Below are 20,024 nucleotides of genomic sequence, written 5' to 3' on the forward strand. Positions count from 1 at the left end.
CCCGGTTCGACGTGAATCATGCGTGGACTAGCCGTTGCGACGCTGCTGACGCCCGGTGGGAGCGGCGGAGGATGAATCCTGCGCCGGCGCGCCTTCTGTCGGATCGACGACTGCCGCGTCCGCCCGGTCGGACGTCATCGGCGGGCCCTGCTGGGGGAACCGGTCGGGCAGCCGACGCAGCCGGGAGTTCATGTTGCGGATCAGCAGGACGGTGGCAGTCGCCAGAACGAGGATGAGGAAGAGGCCCATCGGCCCGGCCAGACCACCCGTGCGGGTGTCCCCGAAGTTGTTCTGGGCGAGCACCTGTGCGGCGGTCAGCATGGTGTTCCTCCGGTGTGCGGTTGGTGACCAGGGTAACCCTCGGCCGGATCAGCGGGCATGGGCCGTCTCGCGCACCCCGGCGAAGAGGTCCGACTCGGGCAGCGGGCTGTCGACCATCGAGCGCACCAGCTCGAAGTCCTCCGTCGGCCACGCCTGCTTCTGCAACTCCATCGGCACCTGGAACCAGAAGCCGTCCGGGTCGATCTGGGTGGCGTGGGCGCGCAGCGCGTCGTCGCGGACCGGGAAGTAGTCGGCGCACTCGACCCGGGTCGTGATCCGGGGGCCCTTGTCGGGGCGGTCCTCCCAACGCTTGATCCACTCGTCGTAGGGCGACTTGTGGCCGGCGGCGAGCAGCCCCTCGTGCAGCGCCATGATCTTGCCCTTGGAGAAGCCGATGTCGTAGTAGAGCTTGAGCGGCTGCCACGGCTCGCCCAACTCCGGGTAGCGCTCCGGGTCGCCGGCTGCCTCGAACGCGGCCACGCTGACCTGGTGGGTCATGATGTGGTCGGGGTGCGGGTAGCCGCCCTCCTCGTCGTACGTCGTGACGACGTGCGGACGGAACTGGCGCATCAGCCGCACCAGCGGGCCGGCCGCCACTTCGACCTCCTGGAGGGCGAAGCAGCCCTCGGGCAGCGGCGGGAGCGGGTCGCCCTCGGGCAGGCCGGAGTCGACGAAGCCGAGCCACGCCTGCTCGACGCCGAGGATCGCCCGCGCGGCGTCCATCTCCGCCCGGCGGACGTCGGCGATGTTGGCCCAGACGTCCGGTCGGTCCATCTTCGGGTTGAGCACGCTGCCGCGCTCGCCGCCGGTGCACGTGACCACCAGGACGTCCACGCCCTCGGCGACGTACTTCGCCATGGTCGCGGCGCCCTTGCTCGACTCGTCGTCGGGATGTGCGTGGACGGCCATCAGTCGCAGTCGCTCTGCCAACGTCGGCGCTCCTCAGTCTCTGCCCGCCGGCGGACCCCCCGCAGGACCGCCAGGCTGACCTGCCGGAATCCTCCCCCGCGCCGGGACCCGACGGTGCCGACCTGTCATATTTGACGACGGGACGGGCTGGGAGGATGGAACTCTGCCATTCTTGCCGATGCCCCCGACAACGACGCCAGGAGATACCCGCCGGTGACCGAGACGCACGCCACACTTCCGCCGGGCGCGCCCGCCTTCCCACCGGGGCGGTACGGCCGCCGCCGGGAGCCCCGGCGACGCCGGCCGCTGCTGACGACGCTGCTGGTGGTCGCACTGGTCGCGGTCATGACCCTGGTCTCGGTGCGGCTCTACCGGCAGTACGGCGACCCGAACTACGACGCCCAGGTGATCACCTACACCGGGATCACCGACAGTCAGGTGCTGGTCGACTTCCGGGTCAACGTGCCGGAGGGCGGCTCGGCGGTCTGCCTGCTGCGCGCCCGGGACCGCGACGGCGCCGAGGTGGCCCGAGAAGAGGTGACGGTCACCGCCCGGCCCGACCAGCGGCAGGTGACCACCCAGCACCGGCTGGCCACCACCGCGCGACCCTTCATCGGCGAGGTGGTGCGCTGCCGGCCCCCGGCCTGAGCAACCACGACACGGGGCCGGACGCGCCCCCGGCCTGAGCAGCCACGACGCGGGGCCGGACGCGCCGGCACGGACGCCGCCGGCGGCCTCGGTGCCGGGGGCGGCGCCGGTGCTCGAGCGCACCCTGTGTCGTACCGCACTGGTAACTTGGAGTTTCACCTGTCAGCCAGCACGCACAAACGAGGAGACCGCCTGTGTCTACTGGCAACGAGGCGCCCGCCACCTGGCTGTCCCAGGACGCATTCGACCGGCTCCAGGGCGAGCTCGACGAGCTGATCGCCAACCGGCCGGTCATCGCCGCCGAGATCAACGCCCGGCGCGAGGAGGGCGACCTGCGGGAGAACGGTGGCTACCACGCCGCCCGTGAGGAGCAGGGCAAGGCCGAGGGGCGCATCCTCTACCTCAAGGAGCTGCTCCGCACCGCCAAGGTGGGCGGGGCACCGACCGCCGACGTGGTGTCGCCCGGCATGGTCGTGACGATCTTCTTCGACGACGACAAGGACGACACCGAGACCTTCCTGCTCGGCTCCCGGGAGATCGCGGCGACCACCGACCTGACGGTCTACAGCCCGGAGTCGGCGCTGGGCAAGTCGATCCTGGGTGGCCGCCCCGGCCAGACCTGCACCTACACGGCCCCCAGCGGCGCCGACATCAAGGTGACCGTGGTCAGCTTCGAGCCGTTCTCCGGCTGAGCCTCCGCCGCCCGGCCCGGGTGGGTCGGGCAGCCGTCCCGGCCGCCCGGGCACCGACCCGACCGGGCGGAAACGAAGAGCGACGCGCCCCGGCGAGGCGTGGCACCGGTTCCGGTGTCACGCCTCGCCGGCGAAGACCACCTGGTAGCCGCTGGCCCGCAACGCGCTGATCAGCGTGTCCGAGTGCTCGACGCCCCGGGTCTCCACCGACAGGGCCACCTCCACCTCACCCAGGCGCAGGTGCGGATTGGCCCGCTGGTGCTCCACGTCCACCACGTTCGCCCGGTGTTCGGCGATCTCGCCGAGCAGTGAGGCGAGCTGCCCCGGGCGGTCCGAGCAGCGCACGGTCACCCGCAGGTAGCGCCCGGCGGCGGCGAGGCCATGCTCGATCACCCGGAGCATCAGCAGCGGGTCGATGTTGCCGCCCGAGAGCACCGCCACGACCGGCGCCTCCACCTCGACGACGCCCGCCAGCAGCGCGGCCACGCCCACCGCGCCGGCCGGCTCGACCACCTGCTTGCCCCGCTCCAGCAGCAACAGCAGCGCCCGGGAGATGTCCTCCTCGGAGACCGTGACGACCTCGTCCACCAGGTCGCGGACATGGCTGAAGGTGAGCTCCCCCGGCCGGCCGACGGCGATGCCGTCCGCGATCGTGCCGAACGACGGAAGGCGTACCGGCTCGCCGGCCACCAGGGAGGGCGGAAAGGCGGCGGCGGTGGCCGCCTGCACCCCGATGATCCGCACGTCGGGCCGTAGCGCCTTGGCCACCACCGCCATGCCGGAGATCAGGCCGCCACCGCCGACCCCGGTGATGATCGTCCTGACCTCGGGGCACTGTTCGAGGATCTCCAGGGCCACCGTGCCCTGACCGGCGATCACGTCCGGGTGGTCGAACGGGTGGATCAGCGTCGCCCCGGTCCGCTCGGCGAAGCTCTGCGCCGCGACCAGGGACTCGTCGACGGTGTTGCCGACCAGTTCGATCCGGGCGCCGTACCCCTTGGTGGCGGCCACCTTCGGCAGCGGCGCGTTCACCGGCATGAAGACCGTGGCGTGCGTACCGACGAGGCCGGCGGCGAGCGCCACGCCCTGGGCGTGGTTGCCGGCGCTCGCCGCGACCACGCCGTCGGCCCGTTCCGCCTCCGACAGCCGGGAGATCCGCACGTACGCGCCGCGCACCTTGTACGAGCCGGCGCGTTGCAGGTTCTCGCACTTGAGCCACGTCGGCCCGCCTAGCGCCGCGCTGAGCGGCCGGGAGGGCTCCAACGGGGTGGTGCGAACGATGCCGGCGAGCAGTTCCCGCGCGGCCCGCACGTCGGCAAGACCGACCAGTTCCGTCATGCCCTGATCGTGCCACCCCCCGCCCCCGCCACCCCCACCGACGCCCGCACCCCGACTCCCCCCGCGATCTTGCACTTCCGGCCCCCGGAACGCACCTTCCGTCCCGATTCGCGAGGGCAGAAAGTGCAAGATCGCGGAGGAGGGAGGGGTGGGGAGGGTGGGGTGGGGAGGGGGTGGGGTGGGGTGGGGTGGGTTAGACGGGGGTGGGGATTCGGGGGTAGGTGGGGGCGTGGCGGGGCCAGGGGGCCTGCATCTCGAACTGGCCGGCGATGCCTAGCAGGAGCAGCTCGCTGCCGGGCGGGCCGATCAGTTGCACGGCGACCGGCAGGCCGTCCGGGCGGCGGCCGACCGGCACCACCAGCGCGGGCAGCCCGGCGATGTTCCACGGTGCGGCGAACGGGGCGTACCTGATGCTGGTCAGCATGTTGGCCCGCCAGGACCGGCCGGACCAGCCGTCGGCCTCCGGCGGCACGGTGGCCAGCGCCGGCGTGAGCAGCAGGTCGATCGAGTGGTCGACGAAGAAGCCGATCGAACGCTCGCGCCAGGCGGCCCGGTCGGCCTCCCGGACGTACCCGCGCCGCTGCGCCCACTCGCCGAGGGCGACATGCCGGCGGCTGCGCCGCTGGAGGCCGCGCCGGTCCAGCCCGGCGGCACGGACGTCGGCGGCGGCTGCGGCGAGCCAGGTGGCGATGCCCTGGAGACCCAGGGCCGTCGGGTAGACCGGATCGGCCGGTACGGTGTCGTGCCCCGCGCCCGCGAGCAGCCGGCCGGCGGCGGCGACCGCGTCGCGGTTGGGTGCGTCGGCGTGCACGCCCCGCACCGGGGAGCGGAGCGAGACGCCCACCCGCAGCCGCTGCGGCGGCACCAGCTTCTCCGGGCGGCGCCCGGCCAGCACCGAGAAGCCGACGGCCGCGTCGGCGACCGTGCTGGTCAGCATGCCGTGCTCGGTGAGGCCGAACCAGTCGTCCGCGCCGAGCTGGCACGGCACCACCCCCCGGCCGGGCTTGAGCCCGACCAGGCCGCAGCAGGCCGCCGGGATGCGGATCGAGCCGAGGCCGTCGTTGCCGTGGGCGATCGGCACCAGACCGGCGGCGACCGCCGCGGCCGCGCCGCCGGACGAGCCACCGGGGGTACGCCGGGTGTCCCAGGGGTTGCGGGTCACGGCCGTCTCGTCGTCGGTGATGCCCCACAGGCCGAGCTCCGGCATCCGGGTCACCCCGAGAATCACCGCGCCGGCGCCGCGCAGCCGGCGGACCACCTCGTGGTCGGCCTCGGCCACCGAAGTACGCACCGCGGCCGACCCGTTCCAGGTGGGCAGCCCGGCGACGGCGGTGTTCTCCTTGACCGCCACCGGCACCCCGGCCAACGGCAGGTTGGCCAGATCCTCCTGCTCGTCGACCTTCTCCGCCTCGGTGATCGCCTCCCCGCCGCGTACCGTACGGAACGCGGCGAGGTCGGCGTCGACCCGGGCGATGTGGTCCAGGTGGTCGGCGACGACCTGGGTGGCCGTGACGTCACCCCGGCGTACGCCCCGGGCGATCTGTTTGGCGGTCGTCCCCACCCAGGTCGGCATGATGTCCTGCACGGCCACCCTCCCAGCCAGCGGTCAGCCCAGCGCCTGCTCCAGATCGGCGAGCAGGTCGTCGACCGTCTCGATGCCGACAGACAGTCGCACGAGATCGCCGGGAACTTCAAGCGGCGAGCCGGCAGCACTTGCGTGTGTCATCCGGCCCGGGTGCTCGATCAGGGATTCCACGCCGCCGAGCGACTCGGCGAGGATGAAGAGTCTGGTCCGGTTGCAGATCTCGACGGCCTGTTCCTCGCCGCCGGCAGCCCGGAACGAGATCATCCCGCCGAACCGGTGCATCTGCTTCGCGGCCACCTCGTGACCCGGGTGCGCGGGCAGCCCCGGGTAGATGACCTGACCCACCTTGGCGTGCCCGTCCAGGTAGGCCGCGATCCGCTCGGCGTTGTCGCAGTGCCGGTCCATGCGTACGCCCAGGGTCTTGATGCCACGCAGGGTTAGCCACGCGTCGAAGGGGCCGTTGATCGCGCCCATCGCGTTCTGGTGGTAGCGCAGTTCCTCGCCGAGCCCGGCGTCGGCTGCGACCAGCGCGCCACCGACCACGTCGGAGTGGCCGCCGATGTACTTGGTGGTGGAGTGCACCACCACGTCCGCGCCGTGCGCGATCGGCTGCTGAAGGTACGGCGAGGCGAAGGTGTTGTCGACGACCAGCAGGGCGCCCGCGTCGTGCGCGATACCGGCCAGCGCGGCGATGTCGGCGATGCCCAGCAGCGGGTTGGTGGGCGTCTCCACCCAGACGATCCGGGTGCGGCCCGGCTCGACGGCGGCCCGGATCGCGTCGGGGTCGGAGACCTTCGCCGGGGTGAAGTCCAGCCCCCAGCGCTCGGCGACCCGGGCGAAGAGCCGGTACGTGCCGCCGTACGCGTCGTCGGGGATCACCACGTGGTCGCCCGGCTTGCAGACGGTACGCAGCAGGGTGTCCTCGGCTGCCAGGCCGCTGGCGAAGGCAAGCCCGACCGGCCCACCCTCCAACGCGGCGAGGCACTCCTGGAGGGCGTCGCGGGTCGGGTTGCCGGAACGGCTGTACTCGTAGCCCAGCCGGGGCGCGCCGACGGCGTCCTGGGCGTACGTGCTGGTCTGGTAGATCGGTGGGATCACCGCGCCGGTGCGGGCCTCGGGATCCTGGCCGGCGTGGATGGCGAGCGTGTCGAAGCCGTGACTCATCCCGTGAGGCTAATCCCCCGTCCCGCAGGCTGGAACGGAAAGGTCCTCCCGGGCTCCCGGGCTCCCGGACTGCCGGCCCGCCGGCCTGCCTGGCTGCCTGGCTGCCGGGATGCCGGGATGCCGGGCTGCCGGGCTGCCGGGCTGCCGGGCTGCCGGGCTGTCGGGCTGTCGGGCTGTCGGCATAGCCTGGGCGGATGAGCGGGTGTGCGTTCTGCGGGATCGTGGCGGGCGACGTCCCCGCCTTCCGGGTCGCCGACGAGCCCGACGGGATGGCGTTCCTGGACACCCGACCGGTCTTCAAGGGCCACGTGCTGGTGGTGCCGCGCAGCCACCTGGTCACCCTGTCCGACCTGCCCGCCGAGGCGCTGGCCGGCTATTTCGGCCTGGTGCGCCGGCTGGCGGTCGCGGTGGAGACCGGTCTGGGTGCCGGCGGGACGTTCGTGGCGATGAACAACAAGGTGTCCCAGTCCGTCCCGCACCTGCACACCCACGTGGTGCCCCGCACCAGGGGCGACGGCCTACGCGGCTTCTTCTGGCCCCGCACCCGCTACGCCGACGACGCCGAGGCCGAGGCCCACGCCGCCCGAATCACCGCCGCCCTCTGACCCACCACCGACCCGGCTCCGCCCACCGACCCGGCTCCGCCCACCGGCCCGTACCCGGTACCAGCCCGGACCCGCCCACCGGCCCGAACCCGGCCGCCGGCCCGTACCCGGTACCAGCCCGGACCCGCCCACCGGCCCGAACCCGGCCACCAGCCCGGACCCGGCCCCCGGCCCAAACCGGTACCGGCCCAAACCGGTACCGGCCCAAACCCACCTACCGGCCCGGATCCACCTACCGGCCCGGATCCACCTACCGGCCCAAACCGGTACCGGCCCGGACCGCCCACCGACCGACCCGAACCCGGCCACCGGTACCACGGGCGAGCACGGCGCCCATCAGCACCCGCCCAACCCCCGTTACCTTTTTGATTGTCCCCAGTCGGGGACCCTCGGTCGCCCGGCCCGGTATGACTTACTTCCCCTGTCGTGTGGATGATCCGGGGGGTGTTGTCGCCGGGTCGGGTGGCGTCGGCGGACCGCTGATAGGGACACGGCCACCCGTGTTGGGGTAGGTCTCTTCGTAACGTGGCTGCCGGCAGTCCGACGCCTGACCAGCGGCCGGGGCCACGAGAGGATGCGTGGAGGCGGGTGTGGTGCACGACGGTTACGGCGTCTACCTCGGGTTGGACGTCGGCAAGGGTGATCACCACGCGGTCGGGTTGGCCCCGAACGGCAAGCGGCTGCACGACGCGCCGTTGCCGAATACCGAGGCCCGGCTGCGGCAGCTGTTCGACAAACTCGCCCGTCACGGCACGGTGTTGGTGGTGGTCGACCAGCCGGCCTCGATCGGCGCCTTGCCGGTCGCGGTGGCTCGGGCGTGTGGGCATCAGGTGGCCTATCTACCGGGGCTGGCGATGCGTCGGATCGCTGACCTGCACCCGGGTTCGGCGAAGACTGACGCTCGTGACGCCTATGTCATCGCTGACGCGGCCCGCACCCTGCCGCACACGCTGCGGCGGGTCGACATCGGCGACGAGACCTTGGCCGAGTTGGAAGTCCTGGTTGGCTTCGACGACGACCTTGCTGGCGAAGCCACTCGAGTGTCGAACCGTATCCGGGGCCTGCTGACGCAGATCCACCCCGCCCTGGAACGGGTCCTCGGCCCGAAAGTGCATCACAAGGCGACCCTGGAGCTGCTGTCGCGCTGCGGCGGTCCGGTCGGGTTACGCAAGGCCGGCCGCCGCAAACTGATGTCCATCGCCGCGCCTCACGCACCACGCATGGGTGAGCGCCTCGTCGAGCAGGTCATGATCGCCCTCGACGAGCAGACCGTCACCGTCCCCGGCACCCAGGCTGCGGAGACGATCCTGCCTCGCCTCGCCGACAGCCTCCGCGACGTCCTGCGACAACGCGACCAGGTCGCCACTCAGGTCGAGAGGATGCTTGATGCGCACCCTCTTGCCGGGGTCCTGACCTCGATGCCCGGCATCGGCGTCAGGACCGCAGCCCGGATCCTGCTCGAAGTCGGCGACGGCACCGCCTTCGCCACGCCCGGGCACCTCGCCGCCTACGCCGGCCTCGCCCCGGTGACCCGACGATCCGGCAGCAGCATCCGCGGCGAACACCCACCGCGAGGCGGCAACAAAAACCTCAAACGCGCGTTCTTCCTCGCCGCGTTCGCAGCCCTCGCCGACCCCACCAGCAGGGCCTACTACGACCGCAAACGCGCCGAAGGCAAACGCCACAACGCCGCCCTCATCTGCCTCGCCCGCCGCCGCTGCGACGTCCTGTTCGCCATGCTCCGCGACAAAATCCCCTACCAACCCCGCCCCACCACCCCGATCGCCGCTTGACGAAACACATAGGGACACCCCCCCGCCGGTGGACGGTCGGGTCACCGGCGGGGCGGGGCGGTGCTGCCGCGAGCGCCCCGGTGATCAGGACGCCATGGACGTTACCCGGCGGTTTTAGGGTCCATGGCGTCCTGATCACCGTTGGCTGGGTCGTGGCGTTCGTGGGTTGCGTCAGTGACTGGGCGGACGATTCGGGCAGGGTGTCGCAGTGCGTCGTCCGCCGTGAAGCGGCACCGACCAGCCCCGCCGCGCGTAGGGCGTTGAGTCGAGCTCCGACGCCGGCTCCGCCTGAGTGCGGGTGGAGCGGGTAAGGAAGACGGGTCCGGCGGTGTTGCACGCTGGGAGAGGTACGAGAGGAGTCCCACCGTGTTCCTGCGCCGTATGAAGGCCGAGCTGCCCACCTCCGACCGGGCCCTGCCGGGTCGGCTGATCGCGATGCCGATCGCGGACCGGCACGAGGTGCTGGGCAGCCCGCTCAAGGGCCCCTTTCCGGAGGGCTCACAGGTGGCCGTGTTCGGCATGGGCTGCTTCTGGGGCGCCGAGCGGCTGTTCTGGACCCTGCCGGGCGTGATCACCACGTCTGCCGGCTACGCGGGCGGCATCACGCCGAACCCGACGTACGAGGAGGTGTGCTCGGGCATGACGGGGCACGCCGAGGTGGTCCAGGTGGTCTACGACCCCGCCAGGATCAGCTACGAGGACCTGCTGAAGGTCTTCTGGGAGAACCACGACCCGACCCAGGGCATGCGCCAGGGCAACGACGTGGGCACCCAGTACCGGTCGACGATCTATGTGACCACGGACGATCAGCTCACCACCGCGCAGGCGTCGCGGGACGCGTTCGCGCCGATCGTGGCGCGGGCCGGCAAGGGCGAGATCACCACGGAGATCGACCGGCTCGGCGAGTACTACTTTGCCGAGGATCTGCACCAGCAGTATCTGGCGCCCACGAAGAACCCGAACGGGTACTGCAACCACGGTCCGAACGGGCTGAGCTGCCCCGTCGGCGTCGCGCGCACCTCCAGCTGACCCAGGCGCCCGCGCACCTCCAGCTGACCCAGGCGCCCGCGCACCTCCAGCTGATCCAGGCGCCCGCGCACCTCCAGCTGACTGAGGCGTCGGTGCCGCACCTCCGGCCGAGCCGGTGGCAGCCGTACCTCCGGCTGGAACCCGCGACGGCGCCGCGCCACCTCAGCGCCGCGCCGGCCCTTCGGTGGCCACGGCCGGGACCATCGGTGGTGACCGGGTCTGCGGTTTTTGTCACACCGCAGACCCGGTTCCGATCCGGGCACCGGGCCGAGCCGGGCGGGAAAGCCGCCGCAGCCGGACCTTGGGGGCGAGCAGCCGCGCATCATAGCAACCGAGTGCTGCTGACGGCATCAGCTCAACGGGCGAACCCCATCCGCCTCTGGCAGCATTGGCTCGCATGTGCGGACTTGCGGGAGAGTTCCGTCGTGACGGTTCACGCGCCGATGTGGCAGCGGTGGAGCGCATGGCGGCCACGATGAGCGACCGGGGGCCCGACGACAGCGGCGTCTGGGCCCAGGGCCCCACCGCCCTCGGACACCGACGCCTGAAGATCATCGACCTCTCCGCCGCGAGCGGACAACCGCTGGTCGATCCCGGCGCGGGACTGACCGGCGTCTTCAACGGGTGCATCTACAACTACCGCGAGCTGCGCGAGGAACTCCAGGCCAAGGGTCATCGGTTCTTCTCCTCCGGCGACAGCGAGGTCGTGCTCAAGGCGTACGCCGAATGGGGTCTCGACTTCGTCGACCACCTGATCGGCATGTTCGCCGTGGCGATCAGCGAGCGGGACACCGGCCGGCTGGTGCTGGCCCGGGACCGGCTCGGCATCAAGCCGCTCTACCTGGCCGAGACGCCCGGCGTGGTGCGCTTCGCCAGCACCCTGCCCGCGCTGCTGGCCGGGGGCGGGATCGACACCAGCATCGACCCGGTCGCGCTCGCGCACTACCTGAGCTTCCACAGCATCGTGCCGCCACCGCGCACCATCCTGCGCGGCGTCACCAAGCTGCCCCCGGCGACCGTACGGGTCTACGAGGCGGACGGCCGCACCTCCGAGCGGGTCTACTGGGATCCGGCCTTCACCCGCTCCGCCGAGCGGGCCGGCTGGTCCGAGCAGGACTGGCAGGACGCGCTGTTGGAGTCGCTGACCACCGCCGTACGACGGCGGATGGTCGCCGACGTGCCGGTCGGCGTGCTGCTCTCCGGCGGCCTGGACTCCAGCCTGGTGGTCGCCCTGCTGGCCGGGGAGGGCCAGCGCGGGCTGTCCACCTTCTCCATCGGCTTCGATGCGGTCGGCGGCCGGGAGGGCGACGAGTTCCGCTACTCCGACCTGGTCGCGAAGACGTTCGACACCGACCACCACCAGATCCGGGTGGCCGCCGCCGACCTGGTGCCGCCACTGGAGGCGGCCGTCGCCGCGATGTCCGAGCCGATGGTCAGCCACGACTGCGTGGCGTTCCACCTGCTCAGCGAGGTGGTGTCGCAGCACGTCAAGGTGGTCCAGTCCGGTCAGGGCGCGGACGAGATCCTCGGCGGCTACCACTGGTATCCGCCGCTCGCCCGGATCGGTCGGGACCAGGCGCTCGACACGTACGCCGGGGCCTTCTTCGACCGGGACGCGGCCGGTCTGGCCCGGGTGCTGAACCCGGCCTGGCTGGCCGACGGCGACCCGGCGCGGGAGTTCGTGGCCGCGCACCTGGGCCGGGCCGGCGCGGAGACCGCCGTCGACGCCGCCCTGCGGATCGACACCCAGGTCATGCTGACCGACGACCCGGTCAAGCGGGTGGACAACATGACGATGGCGCACGGGCTGGAGGCCCGGGTGCCGTTCCTCGACCACGAGTTCGTCGAACTCGCCGCGAGCTGCCCGCCGGAGCTCAAGCTGGCGCAGGGCGGCAAGGGGGTACTCAAGGAGATCGGCCGCCGGATGCTGCCGCACGAGGTCATCGACCGGCCCAAGGGCTACTTCCCCGTGCCGGGCCTCACCCACCTGGAGGGCAAGCTCCTCGACCGGGTGACCGACGCGCTGCGCGCGCCCGAGGCCCGCCGCCGCGACCTGTTCCGCGCCGATTACGTCGACGCCCTGCTCGCCGACCCGAACGCCGAACTGACCCCGTTGAACGGAAACAAGCTGTGGCAACTCGGACTCCTGGAAATGTGGCTCCAGAGCCACGGAATCGACTGACGGTGAACGACACCCTGGCGACCGGCGCGGCCCGGCCCGACCGGTTGCGTGGCGGGCGGCGACGGGAGCGGGTGGGCCCCGGCGGCGACCCGATGGCACCGGAGCCGGCGGAGCCGCCGACCCGGGAGGGCGACACGGACGTGGTGCTGGACTGCGGCTGGGGGCGGCTCGTCTTCGGGCAGACCTTCGCCGAGCAGGCCGCCGTCGCCGCCGTGTTGCGTTCCGAGGCCGCCGGTTCCCGGGACATCTGCGTCTACCTGCGCGACCCGCACGTGCTGGTGTCCCGGCTGCCCGACGAGTTGTTCATCGACCCGTCGCTGACCTACCGGCTGCCGCTCGGCGACGACCGGCCGACCGCCGACGAGGACGAAGTCCCGGGGCTGGCCATCCGCCCGCTGGCCGACGCCGCCGACGCGGACGCGGTGAACCGGATCTACGCCCGCAACGGCATGGTCACCGCGCCGGTCGACGTGCTCGTCGCCAACGCGCGTACGGACCGGTTCCTGCACCTGGTCGCCGAGGACGCCACCGGCGAGATCGTCGGCACCATCACCGGCGTCGACCACGTCGCGGTCTTCGACGACCCGGACGAAGGGGCAAGTTTGTGGTGCCTCACCGTCGACTTCAACACCGCGCCGCCGGGCACCGGCCAGGCGCTGATCACCGCGCTGGCCGCCCGGCTGGTCGAGCGGGGCCGGGCGTACGTGGACCTGTCGGTGCTCGCCGAGAACGCCGGGGCGATCCGGCTCTACGAGCGGCTCGGCTTCTACCGGATGTCGATGCTCTGCGTGAAGCGGAAGAACCCGATCAACGAGCGGCTCTTCCTGCCCGCCACGCCCGAGGGGTACGACCGGCTCAACCCGTACGCGAGGATCGTGGCCGACGAGGCGATGCGGCGCGGCATCCGGGTGGAGGTCACCGACCCGGCCTGGGGTGAGCTGCGGCTGAGCAGCGGCGGGCGGACCGTGCTGACCCGCGAGTCGCTGTCGGAGCTGACCTCGGCGGTGGCGATGAGCCGCTGCGACGACAAGCGGGTCACCCGCCGGATCCTCACCGAGGCGGGGCTGTCCGTGCCGCGTGGCCGGACCGCCACCGGCGACGACGGCGACGCCGCCTTCCTCGCCGAGGTCGGCCGGGTGGTGGTCAAGCCGGCGCGGGGCGAGCAGGGCAACGGGATCACGGTGGGCGTACGGAGCCCGGAGGCGCTGGCCGCCGCCGTCGCGCTGGCCACCCGGTTCTGCCCGGACGTGCTGATCGAACAGATGCACACCGGCGAGGACCTGCGGGTCATCGTCATCGACCACGAGGTGGTGGCCGCCGCCGTCCGGCGTCCCGCCTCGATCACCGGCGACGGGGTGCACGACATCGCCGAACTGATCGAGCGGCAGAGCCGCCGCCGGGCCGCCGCCACCGGTGGCGAGTCGCGGATCCCGCTCGACGACCTGACCCGGGACGTTCTCGCCGACGCCGGCCTCGAGCCGCACGACATGCTGCCGGAGGGGAAGGTGCTGGCCGTACGCAGGACCGCGAACCTGCACACCGGCGGCACCATCCACGACGTCACGGCCGAGCTGCACCCGACGATCGCCGAGGCGTGCGTGGCGGCCAGCCGCGCCCTGGACATCCCGGTCACCGGGCTGGACCTGCTGGTCGCCGCCCCGGACCGGCCCGAGCACGTCTTCATCGAGGCCAACGAGCGGCCCGGCCTGGCCAACCACGAGCCGCAGCCGACCGCCGAGTGCTTCGTCAACCTGCTCTTCCCGGGCACCCGCGCACCGCAGCGGCTCTGGACCCCGGCCGGACCGGGAGGTGCCGCGTGAGCCCGAGGCCCTTGGAGATCGACCTGGACTACCTGCGCCAGGTGCTGCTGGAGCTGCTGGAGATCCCGAGCCCGTCGGGGCGTACGGACCACGTGCAGCAGTACGTCGGCGAGCGGCTCTCCGCGCTCGGCATCGGCTCCACCCTGACCCGGCGCGGCGCGCTCAGCGCCCACCTGCCCGGCCCCCGCTCCACCGGCGCCGACCGGGCGATCGTGGTGCACACCGACACCATCGGCGGCATGGTCAAGCGGCTCAAGGAGAACGGCCGGCTGGAGCTGAAACCGATCGGCACGCACAGCGCCCGGTTCGCCGAGGGCGCGCACGTGCGGATCTTCACCGACGACCTGGACCGGGTGGTCACCGGCCAGGTGCTCCCCCTCAAGGCCAGCGGGCACCGCTACAACGACGGCGTGGACCTCCAGGGCGTGGGCTGGGAGCAGGTGGAGATCCGCGTCGACGAGCCGGTCGACGACATCGCCGGCCTGCGCGCGCTCGGCATCGACGCCGGGGACTTCGTCGCGTTCCTGCCGAACCCCACCATCACCCCCTCCGGGTACGTCAAGTCCCGGCACCTGGACGACAAGGCGGGCGTGGCGGCGGTGCTGACCGCGTTCAAGGCGATGGTCGACGCGGGCGCCCGGCCGGCGGTCACCGCGCACCTGCTGGTCACCGTGACCGAGGAGATCGGGCACGGCGCCTCACACGGCCTCGACCCCGACGTGGCGGAGATCGTCTCGGTGGACGCGGCGGTGGTCGCCCCAGGCCAGCAGTCCCGCGAGGACGCGGCAACCCTGGCGATGGGCGACGGGGTCGGCCCGTTCGACTACCACCTGACCCGCAACCTGGCCTCGATCGCCGCCGAACACGGCGTACGCCTGGTCCGGGACGTCTTCGACTACTACCGCTCGGACGTGGCGGCAGCCGTGGAGGCCGGGGCACACGCCCGGGTGGCGCTGCTCGGCTTCGGCGTGGACGCCACCCACGGGCACGAACGCACCCACCTCGACGGCCTGCGCCAACTCACCCAGTTGCTCTGCCTCTACCTCCAGAGCGACCTGGTCTTCCCCGAGTGGGACGCCGAGCCGGAGGGTGACCTGGCCGACTTCCCGTCGCTGGCCGTGCAGCCGGCCAGCGAGGAGGGCCCCCGCGAGGGCCCGATCGGCATCGCCGAGACCTCCTGACGCGGCACGGCACTCCCGGGAAGTGCCGTGTGATCGAAATCCGTTGCCGGGCGCGCGAGGGCTGGATAGCGTGGCGGTACACGGGAAAGGAGGTGGTCCAGACTTGTATAGCAATCGGACTCGTGAGGTGGCTGTCCGCTAGCCGCTGTCCTCGACAGTGAAACCGTCCGCCGCGAGGCGGGCACAGCACCATCGTCGAGACCGTGTGGCAGCGGTGCGGCGAAACCACGACAGCCACCCGACCCCCGGGGTGCCGGCCCAGTCCAGCCGGCCCGTGCGCGAGCATGGAAGCCCCGGGGGTCGACCCTTGTCCGGGGCGGGTGGTCGACGCAGCCGGAGGTCACCGTGTCGATGCGCGAACTGGTGGTGCTCGGGACGGCCAGCCAGGCCCCGACCCGGCAGCGCAACCACAACGGGTACGTGCTGCGCTGGGACGACGAGGTGATCCTCTTCGACCCGGGCGAGGGCAGCCAGCGGCAACTCCTGCACACCACGGTCACCGCCACCGACCTGACCCGGATCTGCGTCACCCACTTCCACGGCGACCACTGCCTCGGCCTGCCCGGCACCATCCAGCGGCTCTCCCTCGACCGGGTGCCGCACCCGGTGACGGTGCACTTCCCGGCCGGTGGCGCGGAATACTTCGCCCGGCTGCGGCACGCCGCCAGCTTCCACGAGACCGCCGAGCTGCGCGTCGAGCCGATCGAGACCGACGGGCAGCGGATCACCCTGGGCGTCGGCACGCTGGAGGCCCGCCGGCTGCGACACCCCATCGAGACGTACGGCTACCGGCTCGTCGAGCCGGACGGCTGCCGGATGCTGCCGGAGAAGCTGGCCGCGTACGGCATCGCGGGGCCGGCCGTCGGGGAACTGATCCGCGTCGGCCACCTCGACCTCGGCGGGCGCCGCGTCACCCGCGACGAGGTGAGCGTGCCGAGGCCGGGGCAGCGGTTCGCCTTCGTGATGGACACCGGCCTCTGCGACGGGGTGTACGCCCTCGCCGAACACGCCGACCTGCTGGTCATCGAGTCGACGTTCCTCGACTCGGAGGCCGCGCTCGCCGCCGAGGTCGGCCACCTCACGGCGGGCCAGGCCGCGCGGGTGGCGGCCGAGTCGGGCGTACGCCGCCTCGTGCTCACCCACTTCTCCCAGCGGTACGCCGACCCAGGCCGCTTCGCCGACGAGGCCCGCGCGCACTTCGACGGGGAACTGGTGATCGCCGAGGACCTGACGACCGTGCAGGTTCCGCCCCGGCGGGTAGCCTCGGCCGGGTGACGGTCACCCTGCGCCCCGCCGCCGTCGACGATCTGATGGCGGTGGGCGCCCTGCACCAGCGTTCCCGGGTCGCCGCCTACTCGGCCTTCCTGCCGGCGGAGGCGCTGGCCGACCCGACGCCCGAGGCGATGGGCGCCTACTGGACCGAGCGCTGGACGTGGGAGCGGGACGAGCACCGGATGACCGTGGTCGAGCGCGACGGCCGGCTGGTCGGGTTCAGCTATCTCGGCCCCGACGACGAGGGCGACCCGGCGACGGGCCTGCTCAACGCCATCCACCTCGACCCGGCCGAGCAGGGCCGGGGCACCGGCCGCGCCCTGATGGTCGACGCGCTGGACGCCATGCGGGCGCGCGACTGGTCCCGTGCGGTGCTCTGGGTGCTGGCGTCGAACGCGCACGCGCGGCATTTCTACGAGCGCGGCGGCTGGACCCCCACCGGCACGGCCCGGGACGAGCATGTCGGCCCGGCGGTCACGCCCCAGCTCCGGTACGCCCGACGGCTCTGACCGTCGGCGACCGTCACTGCCCGTCCCGATCCGCGTCGACACCGAAGTTGATCACGCCGAGGTGGCCGTCCCCGTCCTCGGTGACCTTGAGCAGCATGCTGGCGTCGTAGATGTTGTCGTTGTCGTTGAAGGTGTCCCGTCCGGTGTGCGCGGCGTACGGCTGCGCGGCGAAGACCTTCGAGTTCAGCGCCTCGTCGAACATCAGCTGCGTGGTCAGCACCCGGTCGGTGCCGATGTGCACCATCGCGTGGACGTGCACGGTGCGCCCCCGGTACCAGCCGGGCCAGACGGTGGTGAACTCGACGATGCCGTCGGCGTTGGTGACCTGCGCGCCACGCAGGTAACGCTTGTCGTCGGTCGGGGTGAGGTCGGCCAGCTCGCCGTTCCCGCCGCCCGGAGCACCGCCGCCAGCGGGCGGGCTGCCCGGCCGGGCACCGCCGGGTGCGCCGCTCGGTGGGGCACCGCCGGGTACGCCGCCCCCGCCGGACGACTGGGCCTCGGCGCCCGAGTACAGCCCGGCCGCGTCGCAGTGCCAGATCTCCACCACCGCGTTCGACAGCGGCCCGCACTTCTCGCTGTCCTGCACCCGGATGGCCAGCCGCAGCCGGGTGCCCGCGCGGTCCTCCCGGATGTCGCTTCGGATCTTGTCGGCGTCGAAGTAGTACGGCCCCTGAGTGGTGTCGGCGGTCAGCCGGCACGTGTTCGCGTCGGCGAAGAGCGCTGTCAGGTCCTTCGCCGTGGTCGCCTGCGGGCTCACCGTCTCCCCCGTGGAGGTGGTGACGCTCCCGCTGTCCCGGCCGCAGGCCGCCAGCAGGCCGGCCAGGCCCACCGAGCCGATCCCGGCGATCAGGCGGCGACGGCTGACCCGCTGCCCCTCGTGGTGGTCGTGGTGCGCGGCTGCCATCGGTCCTCCCAAAGCTGGATCGTCCCGGCACCGACGCTAGCCACGGCGAGTACGAGCAGCCTGTGCCACGCTTGTGCCCCCGCTGTGAAGGCACGGCGCGGATGTAAGGAAGGGCCCCTTGTTCACGCATTGCGTTAACAAGGGGCCCTTCCTTACATCGTCAGTGGGCGCCGAGGTGGGCCAGCAGGTCCTGCCGGGTGAGGACGCCCTTCGGCTTGCCGTCGACCAGCACCAGGGCGGCGTCGGACTTCTCCAGCAGGCCGACCGCCTCGCTCACCGGCTGCCCGCCGCCGATCATCGGCAGCGGGTCGGCCATGTGCCGCTCGATGGTGTCGTGCAGGTGTGCCTGCCCGGTGAAGAGTGCGTCGAGCAGGTCCCGCTCGGCGATCGAGCCGGCCACCTCGCCGGTGACCACCGGGGGCTCGGCCTTGAGCACCGGCAACTGTGAGACGCCGTACTCACGCATGTAGTCGATCGCGTCGCGGACCGTCTCGGTCGGGTGCACGTGCACCAGCTCGGGCAGGCCACCCGGCTTGCCGGCGAGCGCGTCGGCGACCGTCGGCTCCGCGCCGGAGTTGTCCAGGAAGCCGTACCGGGCCATCCAGGTGTCGTTGAAGATCTTGGACAGGTAGCCCTTGCCGCTGTCCGGCAGCAGCACCACGACCACGTCGTCCGGGCCGGCCCTGCGGGCCACCTCCAAGGCGGCAACCACGGCCATCCCGCACGAGCCACCGACCAGCAGCCCCTCCTCGCGGGCCAGTCGCCGGGTCATCTCGAAGGACGCCTTGTCGGAGACCTCGATGATCTCGTCGGCGACGCCCCGGTCGTACGTCTCCGGCCAGAAGTCCTCGCCGACGCCCTCGACCAGATACGGCCGGCCGGTGCCGCCGGAGTAGACGGAGCCCTCCGGGTCGGCGCCGACGACCTTGACCCGGCCCTCCGACGCCTCCTTCAGGTAGCGTCCGATGCCGGAGATGGTGCCGCCGGTGCCGACGCCCGCCACGAAGTGGGTGATCTCGCCCCCGGTCTGCTCCCACAGCTCGGGGCCGGTGGTCTCGTAGTGCGAGCGCGGGTTGGCCGGGTTGCTGTACTGGTTGGGCTTCCAGGCGCCGGGGATCTCCCGGGCCAGCCGGTCGGAGACGTTGTAGTAGGAGCGCGGGTCCTCCGGGGCCACGGCGGTCGGGCAGACCACCACCTCCGCGCCGTACGCGCGCAGCACGTCCTGCTTGTCCTGGCTGACCTTGTCAGGGCAGACGAAGACGCACTTGTAGCCCCGCAGCTGCGCCACCAGCGCCAGGCCGACGCCGGTGTTGCCGCTGGTCGGCTCGACGATCGTGCCGCCGGGCTGGAGGATGCCCGCCTTCTCCGCGTCCTCCACCATCCGCAGCGCGATCCGGTCCTTCACCGAACCGCCCGGGTTGAGGTACTCCACCTTCGCCAGCACGGTGGCCTGGATGCCGGCCGTGACATTGCGCAGCCGTACCAGCGGGGTGTTGCCGATCAGCTCGACGACGTTGTCGTAGTACCGCACCTGGTTGTGCCCTTCTCCTCCGGCGCCGGCGGAGGCCGGGCAGATGTCTTCCTCGACGCCCCAGGGTACGTGGGTTCAGGACGCCACGTGTCCGGGGATCACTGAGCTGCGCCGGGCCTCCCACTCCAGGAACCGCTCGGTCTCGGCCAGCACGCTGCCGGCCAGCCAGGTCACCATGACCGCGTCGTCGGCCAGCCCGAAGATCGCCAGCGGAATCTCCGGAAGCAGGTCGATCGGCGAGACGATGTACGCCGTCGCCGCGGTCATCAGGGCCAGCCGCAGGCCGCCGTCGTACTCCCCCCGGGTGGTCGCCCGGATCATGCGGGGCAGCGCGCCCAGCCGTGCCCCGAGCGACGGCCCGCCCCGCGACCCGGTCGCGAGCGCCCGGGCCAGCGCGCTGAACGCCGCGCTGCGTTTCAATGTCTTCCCCATGTTCGGCCCCTCTCCACGTGCCAGGATGACGCGCCCGCGCAAACCGGTCCCCCGGTCACCCGTACAGGTACCCACGAGCGTCGGCTTCCAGGCACCCGGGAGCCGGCAC

Annotated in this window: 18 protein-coding genes; 10 read left to right on the forward strand and 8 right to left on the reverse strand. The window is 72.3% G+C overall.

The genetic code is table 11. From position 1 onward, the window contains the following. Positions 1 to 27: 27 nt before the first annotated feature. Both GA0070608_RS05075 and mca read right to left on the reverse strand, forming a co-directional pair. Positions 28 to 321, reverse strand: coding sequence for a hypothetical protein (locus GA0070608_RS05075; RefSeq protein WP_091622501.1), 294 nt, complete (start codon positions 319 to 321; stop codon positions 28 to 30). Positions 322 to 369: 48 nt separating this feature from the next. Continuing rightward, complete coding sequence (gene mca, locus GA0070608_RS05080) at positions 370 to 1,251, reverse strand: mycothiol conjugate amidase Mca (RefSeq protein ID WP_091622504.1); 882 nt, start codon at positions 1,249 to 1,251, stop codon at positions 370 to 372. A gap of 192 nt (positions 1,252 to 1,443) precedes the next feature. Between mca and GA0070608_RS05085 the strand changes: the two genes are divergently transcribed. Together GA0070608_RS05085 and greA are read left to right on the forward strand one after the other, a co-directional pair. Continuing rightward, the gene (locus tag GA0070608_RS05085; RefSeq protein WP_091622507.1) at positions 1,444 to 1,878 is read left to right on the forward strand and encodes a DUF4307 domain-containing protein; all 435 of its coding nucleotides are present in this window, start codon (positions 1,444 to 1,446) and stop codon (positions 1,876 to 1,878) included. A gap of 194 nt (positions 1,879 to 2,072) precedes the next feature. Beyond that, the gene (gene greA / locus GA0070608_RS05090; protein ID WP_091622509.1) at positions 2,073 to 2,570 is read left to right on the forward strand and encodes a transcription elongation factor GreA; all 498 of its coding nucleotides are present in this window, start codon (positions 2,073 to 2,075) and stop codon (positions 2,568 to 2,570) included. A gap of 117 nt (positions 2,571 to 2,687) precedes the next feature. Here the strand turns inward: greA and ilvA are convergent, their stop codons facing one another. The 3 genes from ilvA to GA0070608_RS05105 form a co-directional block, all read right to left on the reverse strand. Then, complete coding sequence (gene ilvA / locus GA0070608_RS05095) at positions 2,688 to 3,908, reverse strand: threonine ammonia-lyase (RefSeq protein WP_091622512.1); 1,221 nt, start codon at positions 3,906 to 3,908, stop codon at positions 2,688 to 2,690. 193 nt (positions 3,909 to 4,101) lie between these two features. Next, positions 4,102 to 5,499 carry an amidase gene (locus GA0070608_RS05100; protein WP_091622515.1) on the reverse strand — a complete coding sequence of 466 codons (1,398 nt, stop codon included), beginning with the start codon at positions 5,497 to 5,499 and terminating at the stop codon, positions 4,102 to 4,104. Between the two features lie 15 nt (positions 5,500 to 5,514). Further along, positions 5,515 to 6,657, reverse strand: coding sequence for a cystathionine gamma-synthase (locus tag GA0070608_RS05105; RefSeq protein WP_091622519.1), 1,143 nt, complete (start codon positions 6,655 to 6,657; stop codon positions 5,515 to 5,517). 194 nt (positions 6,658 to 6,851) lie between these two features. Here GA0070608_RS05105 and GA0070608_RS05110 point away from each other — a divergent pair, with 194 nt between their 5' ends. From GA0070608_RS05110 to GA0070608_RS05145, 8 genes are all read left to right on the forward strand, one after another. Then, a complete protein-coding gene (locus GA0070608_RS05110) occupies positions 6,852 to 7,262 on the forward strand; it encodes an HIT family protein (RefSeq protein ID WP_091622523.1) in 411 nt (136 codons plus the stop codon). A 593-nt stretch (positions 7,263 to 7,855) separates the two neighbouring features. Further along, complete coding sequence (locus GA0070608_RS05115) at positions 7,856 to 9,055, forward strand: IS110 family RNA-guided transposase (protein ID WP_141719611.1); 1,200 nt, start codon at positions 7,856 to 7,858, stop codon at positions 9,053 to 9,055. Between the two features lie 366 nt (positions 9,056 to 9,421). After that, on the forward strand, positions 9,422 to 10,084 hold the full coding sequence (gene msrA / locus GA0070608_RS05120) for a peptide-methionine (S)-S-oxide reductase MsrA (RefSeq protein ID WP_091622527.1): 663 nt from the start codon (positions 9,422 to 9,424) through the stop codon (positions 10,082 to 10,084). 397 nt (positions 10,085 to 10,481) lie between these two features. Continuing rightward, the gene (locus GA0070608_RS05125) at positions 10,482 to 12,266 is read left to right on the forward strand and encodes an N-acetylglutaminylglutamine amidotransferase (RefSeq protein ID WP_091622530.1); all 1,785 of its coding nucleotides are present in this window, start codon (positions 10,482 to 10,484) and stop codon (positions 12,264 to 12,266) included. A 2-nt stretch (positions 12,267 to 12,268) separates the two neighbouring features. Continuing rightward, entirely contained in the window at positions 12,269 to 14,086 is a 1,818-nt protein-coding gene (gene ngg / locus GA0070608_RS05130; RefSeq protein WP_091622533.1) for an N-acetylglutaminylglutamine synthetase, read from the forward strand. Further along, a complete protein-coding gene (locus tag GA0070608_RS05135) occupies positions 14,083 to 15,267 on the forward strand; it encodes an osmoprotectant NAGGN system M42 family peptidase (RefSeq protein ID WP_091622536.1) in 1,185 nt (394 codons plus the stop codon). The genes ngg and GA0070608_RS05135 overlap by 4 nt, the downstream gene beginning before the upstream one ends. Before the next feature lie 345 nt (positions 15,268 to 15,612). Continuing rightward, complete coding sequence (locus GA0070608_RS05140; RefSeq protein WP_091622541.1) at positions 15,613 to 16,542, forward strand: ribonuclease Z; 930 nt, start codon at positions 15,613 to 15,615, stop codon at positions 16,540 to 16,542. Then, the gene (locus GA0070608_RS05145; protein ID WP_091622545.1) at positions 16,539 to 17,048 is read left to right on the forward strand and encodes a GNAT family N-acetyltransferase; all 510 of its coding nucleotides are present in this window, start codon (positions 16,539 to 16,541) and stop codon (positions 17,046 to 17,048) included. The genes GA0070608_RS05140 and GA0070608_RS05145 overlap by 4 nt, the downstream gene beginning before the upstream one ends. 13 nt (positions 17,049 to 17,061) lie before the next feature. Here GA0070608_RS05145 and GA0070608_RS05150 read toward each other — a convergent pair whose 3' ends face one another. The 3 genes from GA0070608_RS05150 to GA0070608_RS05160 form a co-directional block, all read right to left on the reverse strand. Beyond that, on the reverse strand, positions 17,062 to 17,952 hold the full coding sequence (locus tag GA0070608_RS05150) for a peptidase associated/transthyretin-like domain-containing protein (protein ID WP_091622550.1): 891 nt from the start codon (positions 17,950 to 17,952) through the stop codon (positions 17,062 to 17,064). Between the two features lie 160 nt (positions 17,953 to 18,112). Further along, the gene (locus GA0070608_RS05155) at positions 18,113 to 19,483 is read right to left on the reverse strand and encodes a cystathionine beta-synthase (protein WP_091622554.1); all 1,371 of its coding nucleotides are present in this window, start codon (positions 19,481 to 19,483) and stop codon (positions 18,113 to 18,115) included. A 75-nt stretch (positions 19,484 to 19,558) separates the two neighbouring features. Then, positions 19,559 to 19,915 carry a YkvA family protein gene (locus GA0070608_RS05160; protein ID WP_091622558.1) on the reverse strand — a complete coding sequence of 119 codons (357 nt, stop codon included), beginning with the start codon at positions 19,913 to 19,915 and terminating at the stop codon, positions 19,559 to 19,561. Positions 19,916 to 20,024 lie beyond the last annotated feature (109 nt).

This window comes from Micromonospora peucetia, assembly GCF_900091625.1.
Taxonomy (GTDB): Bacteria; Actinomycetota; Actinomycetes; order Mycobacteriales; family Micromonosporaceae; genus Micromonospora; species Micromonospora peucetia.

What these genes read in the sequence shown, in the direction of transcription:
- GA0070608_RS05075 (WP_091622501.1), bottom strand. Translation starts at nt 321, where the DNA reads ATGCTGACCGCCGCACAGGTGCTCGCCCAGAACAACTTCGGGGACACC.
- ilvA (WP_091622512.1), bottom strand. Translation starts at nt 3,908, where the DNA reads ATGACGGAACTGGTCGGTCTTGCCGACGTGCGGGCCGCGCGGGAACTG.
- GA0070608_RS05105 (WP_091622519.1), bottom strand. Translation starts at nt 6,657, where the DNA reads ATGAGTCACGGCTTCGACACGCTCGCCATCCACGCCGGCCAGGATCCC.
- GA0070608_RS05110 (WP_091622523.1), top strand. Translation starts at nt 6,852, where the DNA reads ATGAGCGGGTGTGCGTTCTGCGGGATCGTGGCGGGCGACGTCCCCGCC.
- GA0070608_RS05125 (WP_091622530.1), top strand. Translation starts at nt 10,482, where the DNA reads ATGTGCGGACTTGCGGGAGAGTTCCGTCGTGACGGTTCACGCGCCGAT.
- GA0070608_RS05150 (WP_091622550.1), bottom strand. Translation starts at nt 17,952, where the DNA reads ATGGCAGCCGCGCACCACGACCACCACGAGGGGCAGCGGGTCAGCCGT.
- GA0070608_RS05160 (WP_091622558.1), bottom strand. Translation starts at nt 19,915, where the DNA reads ATGGGGAAGACATTGAAACGCAGCGCGGCGTTCAGCGCGCTGGCCCGG.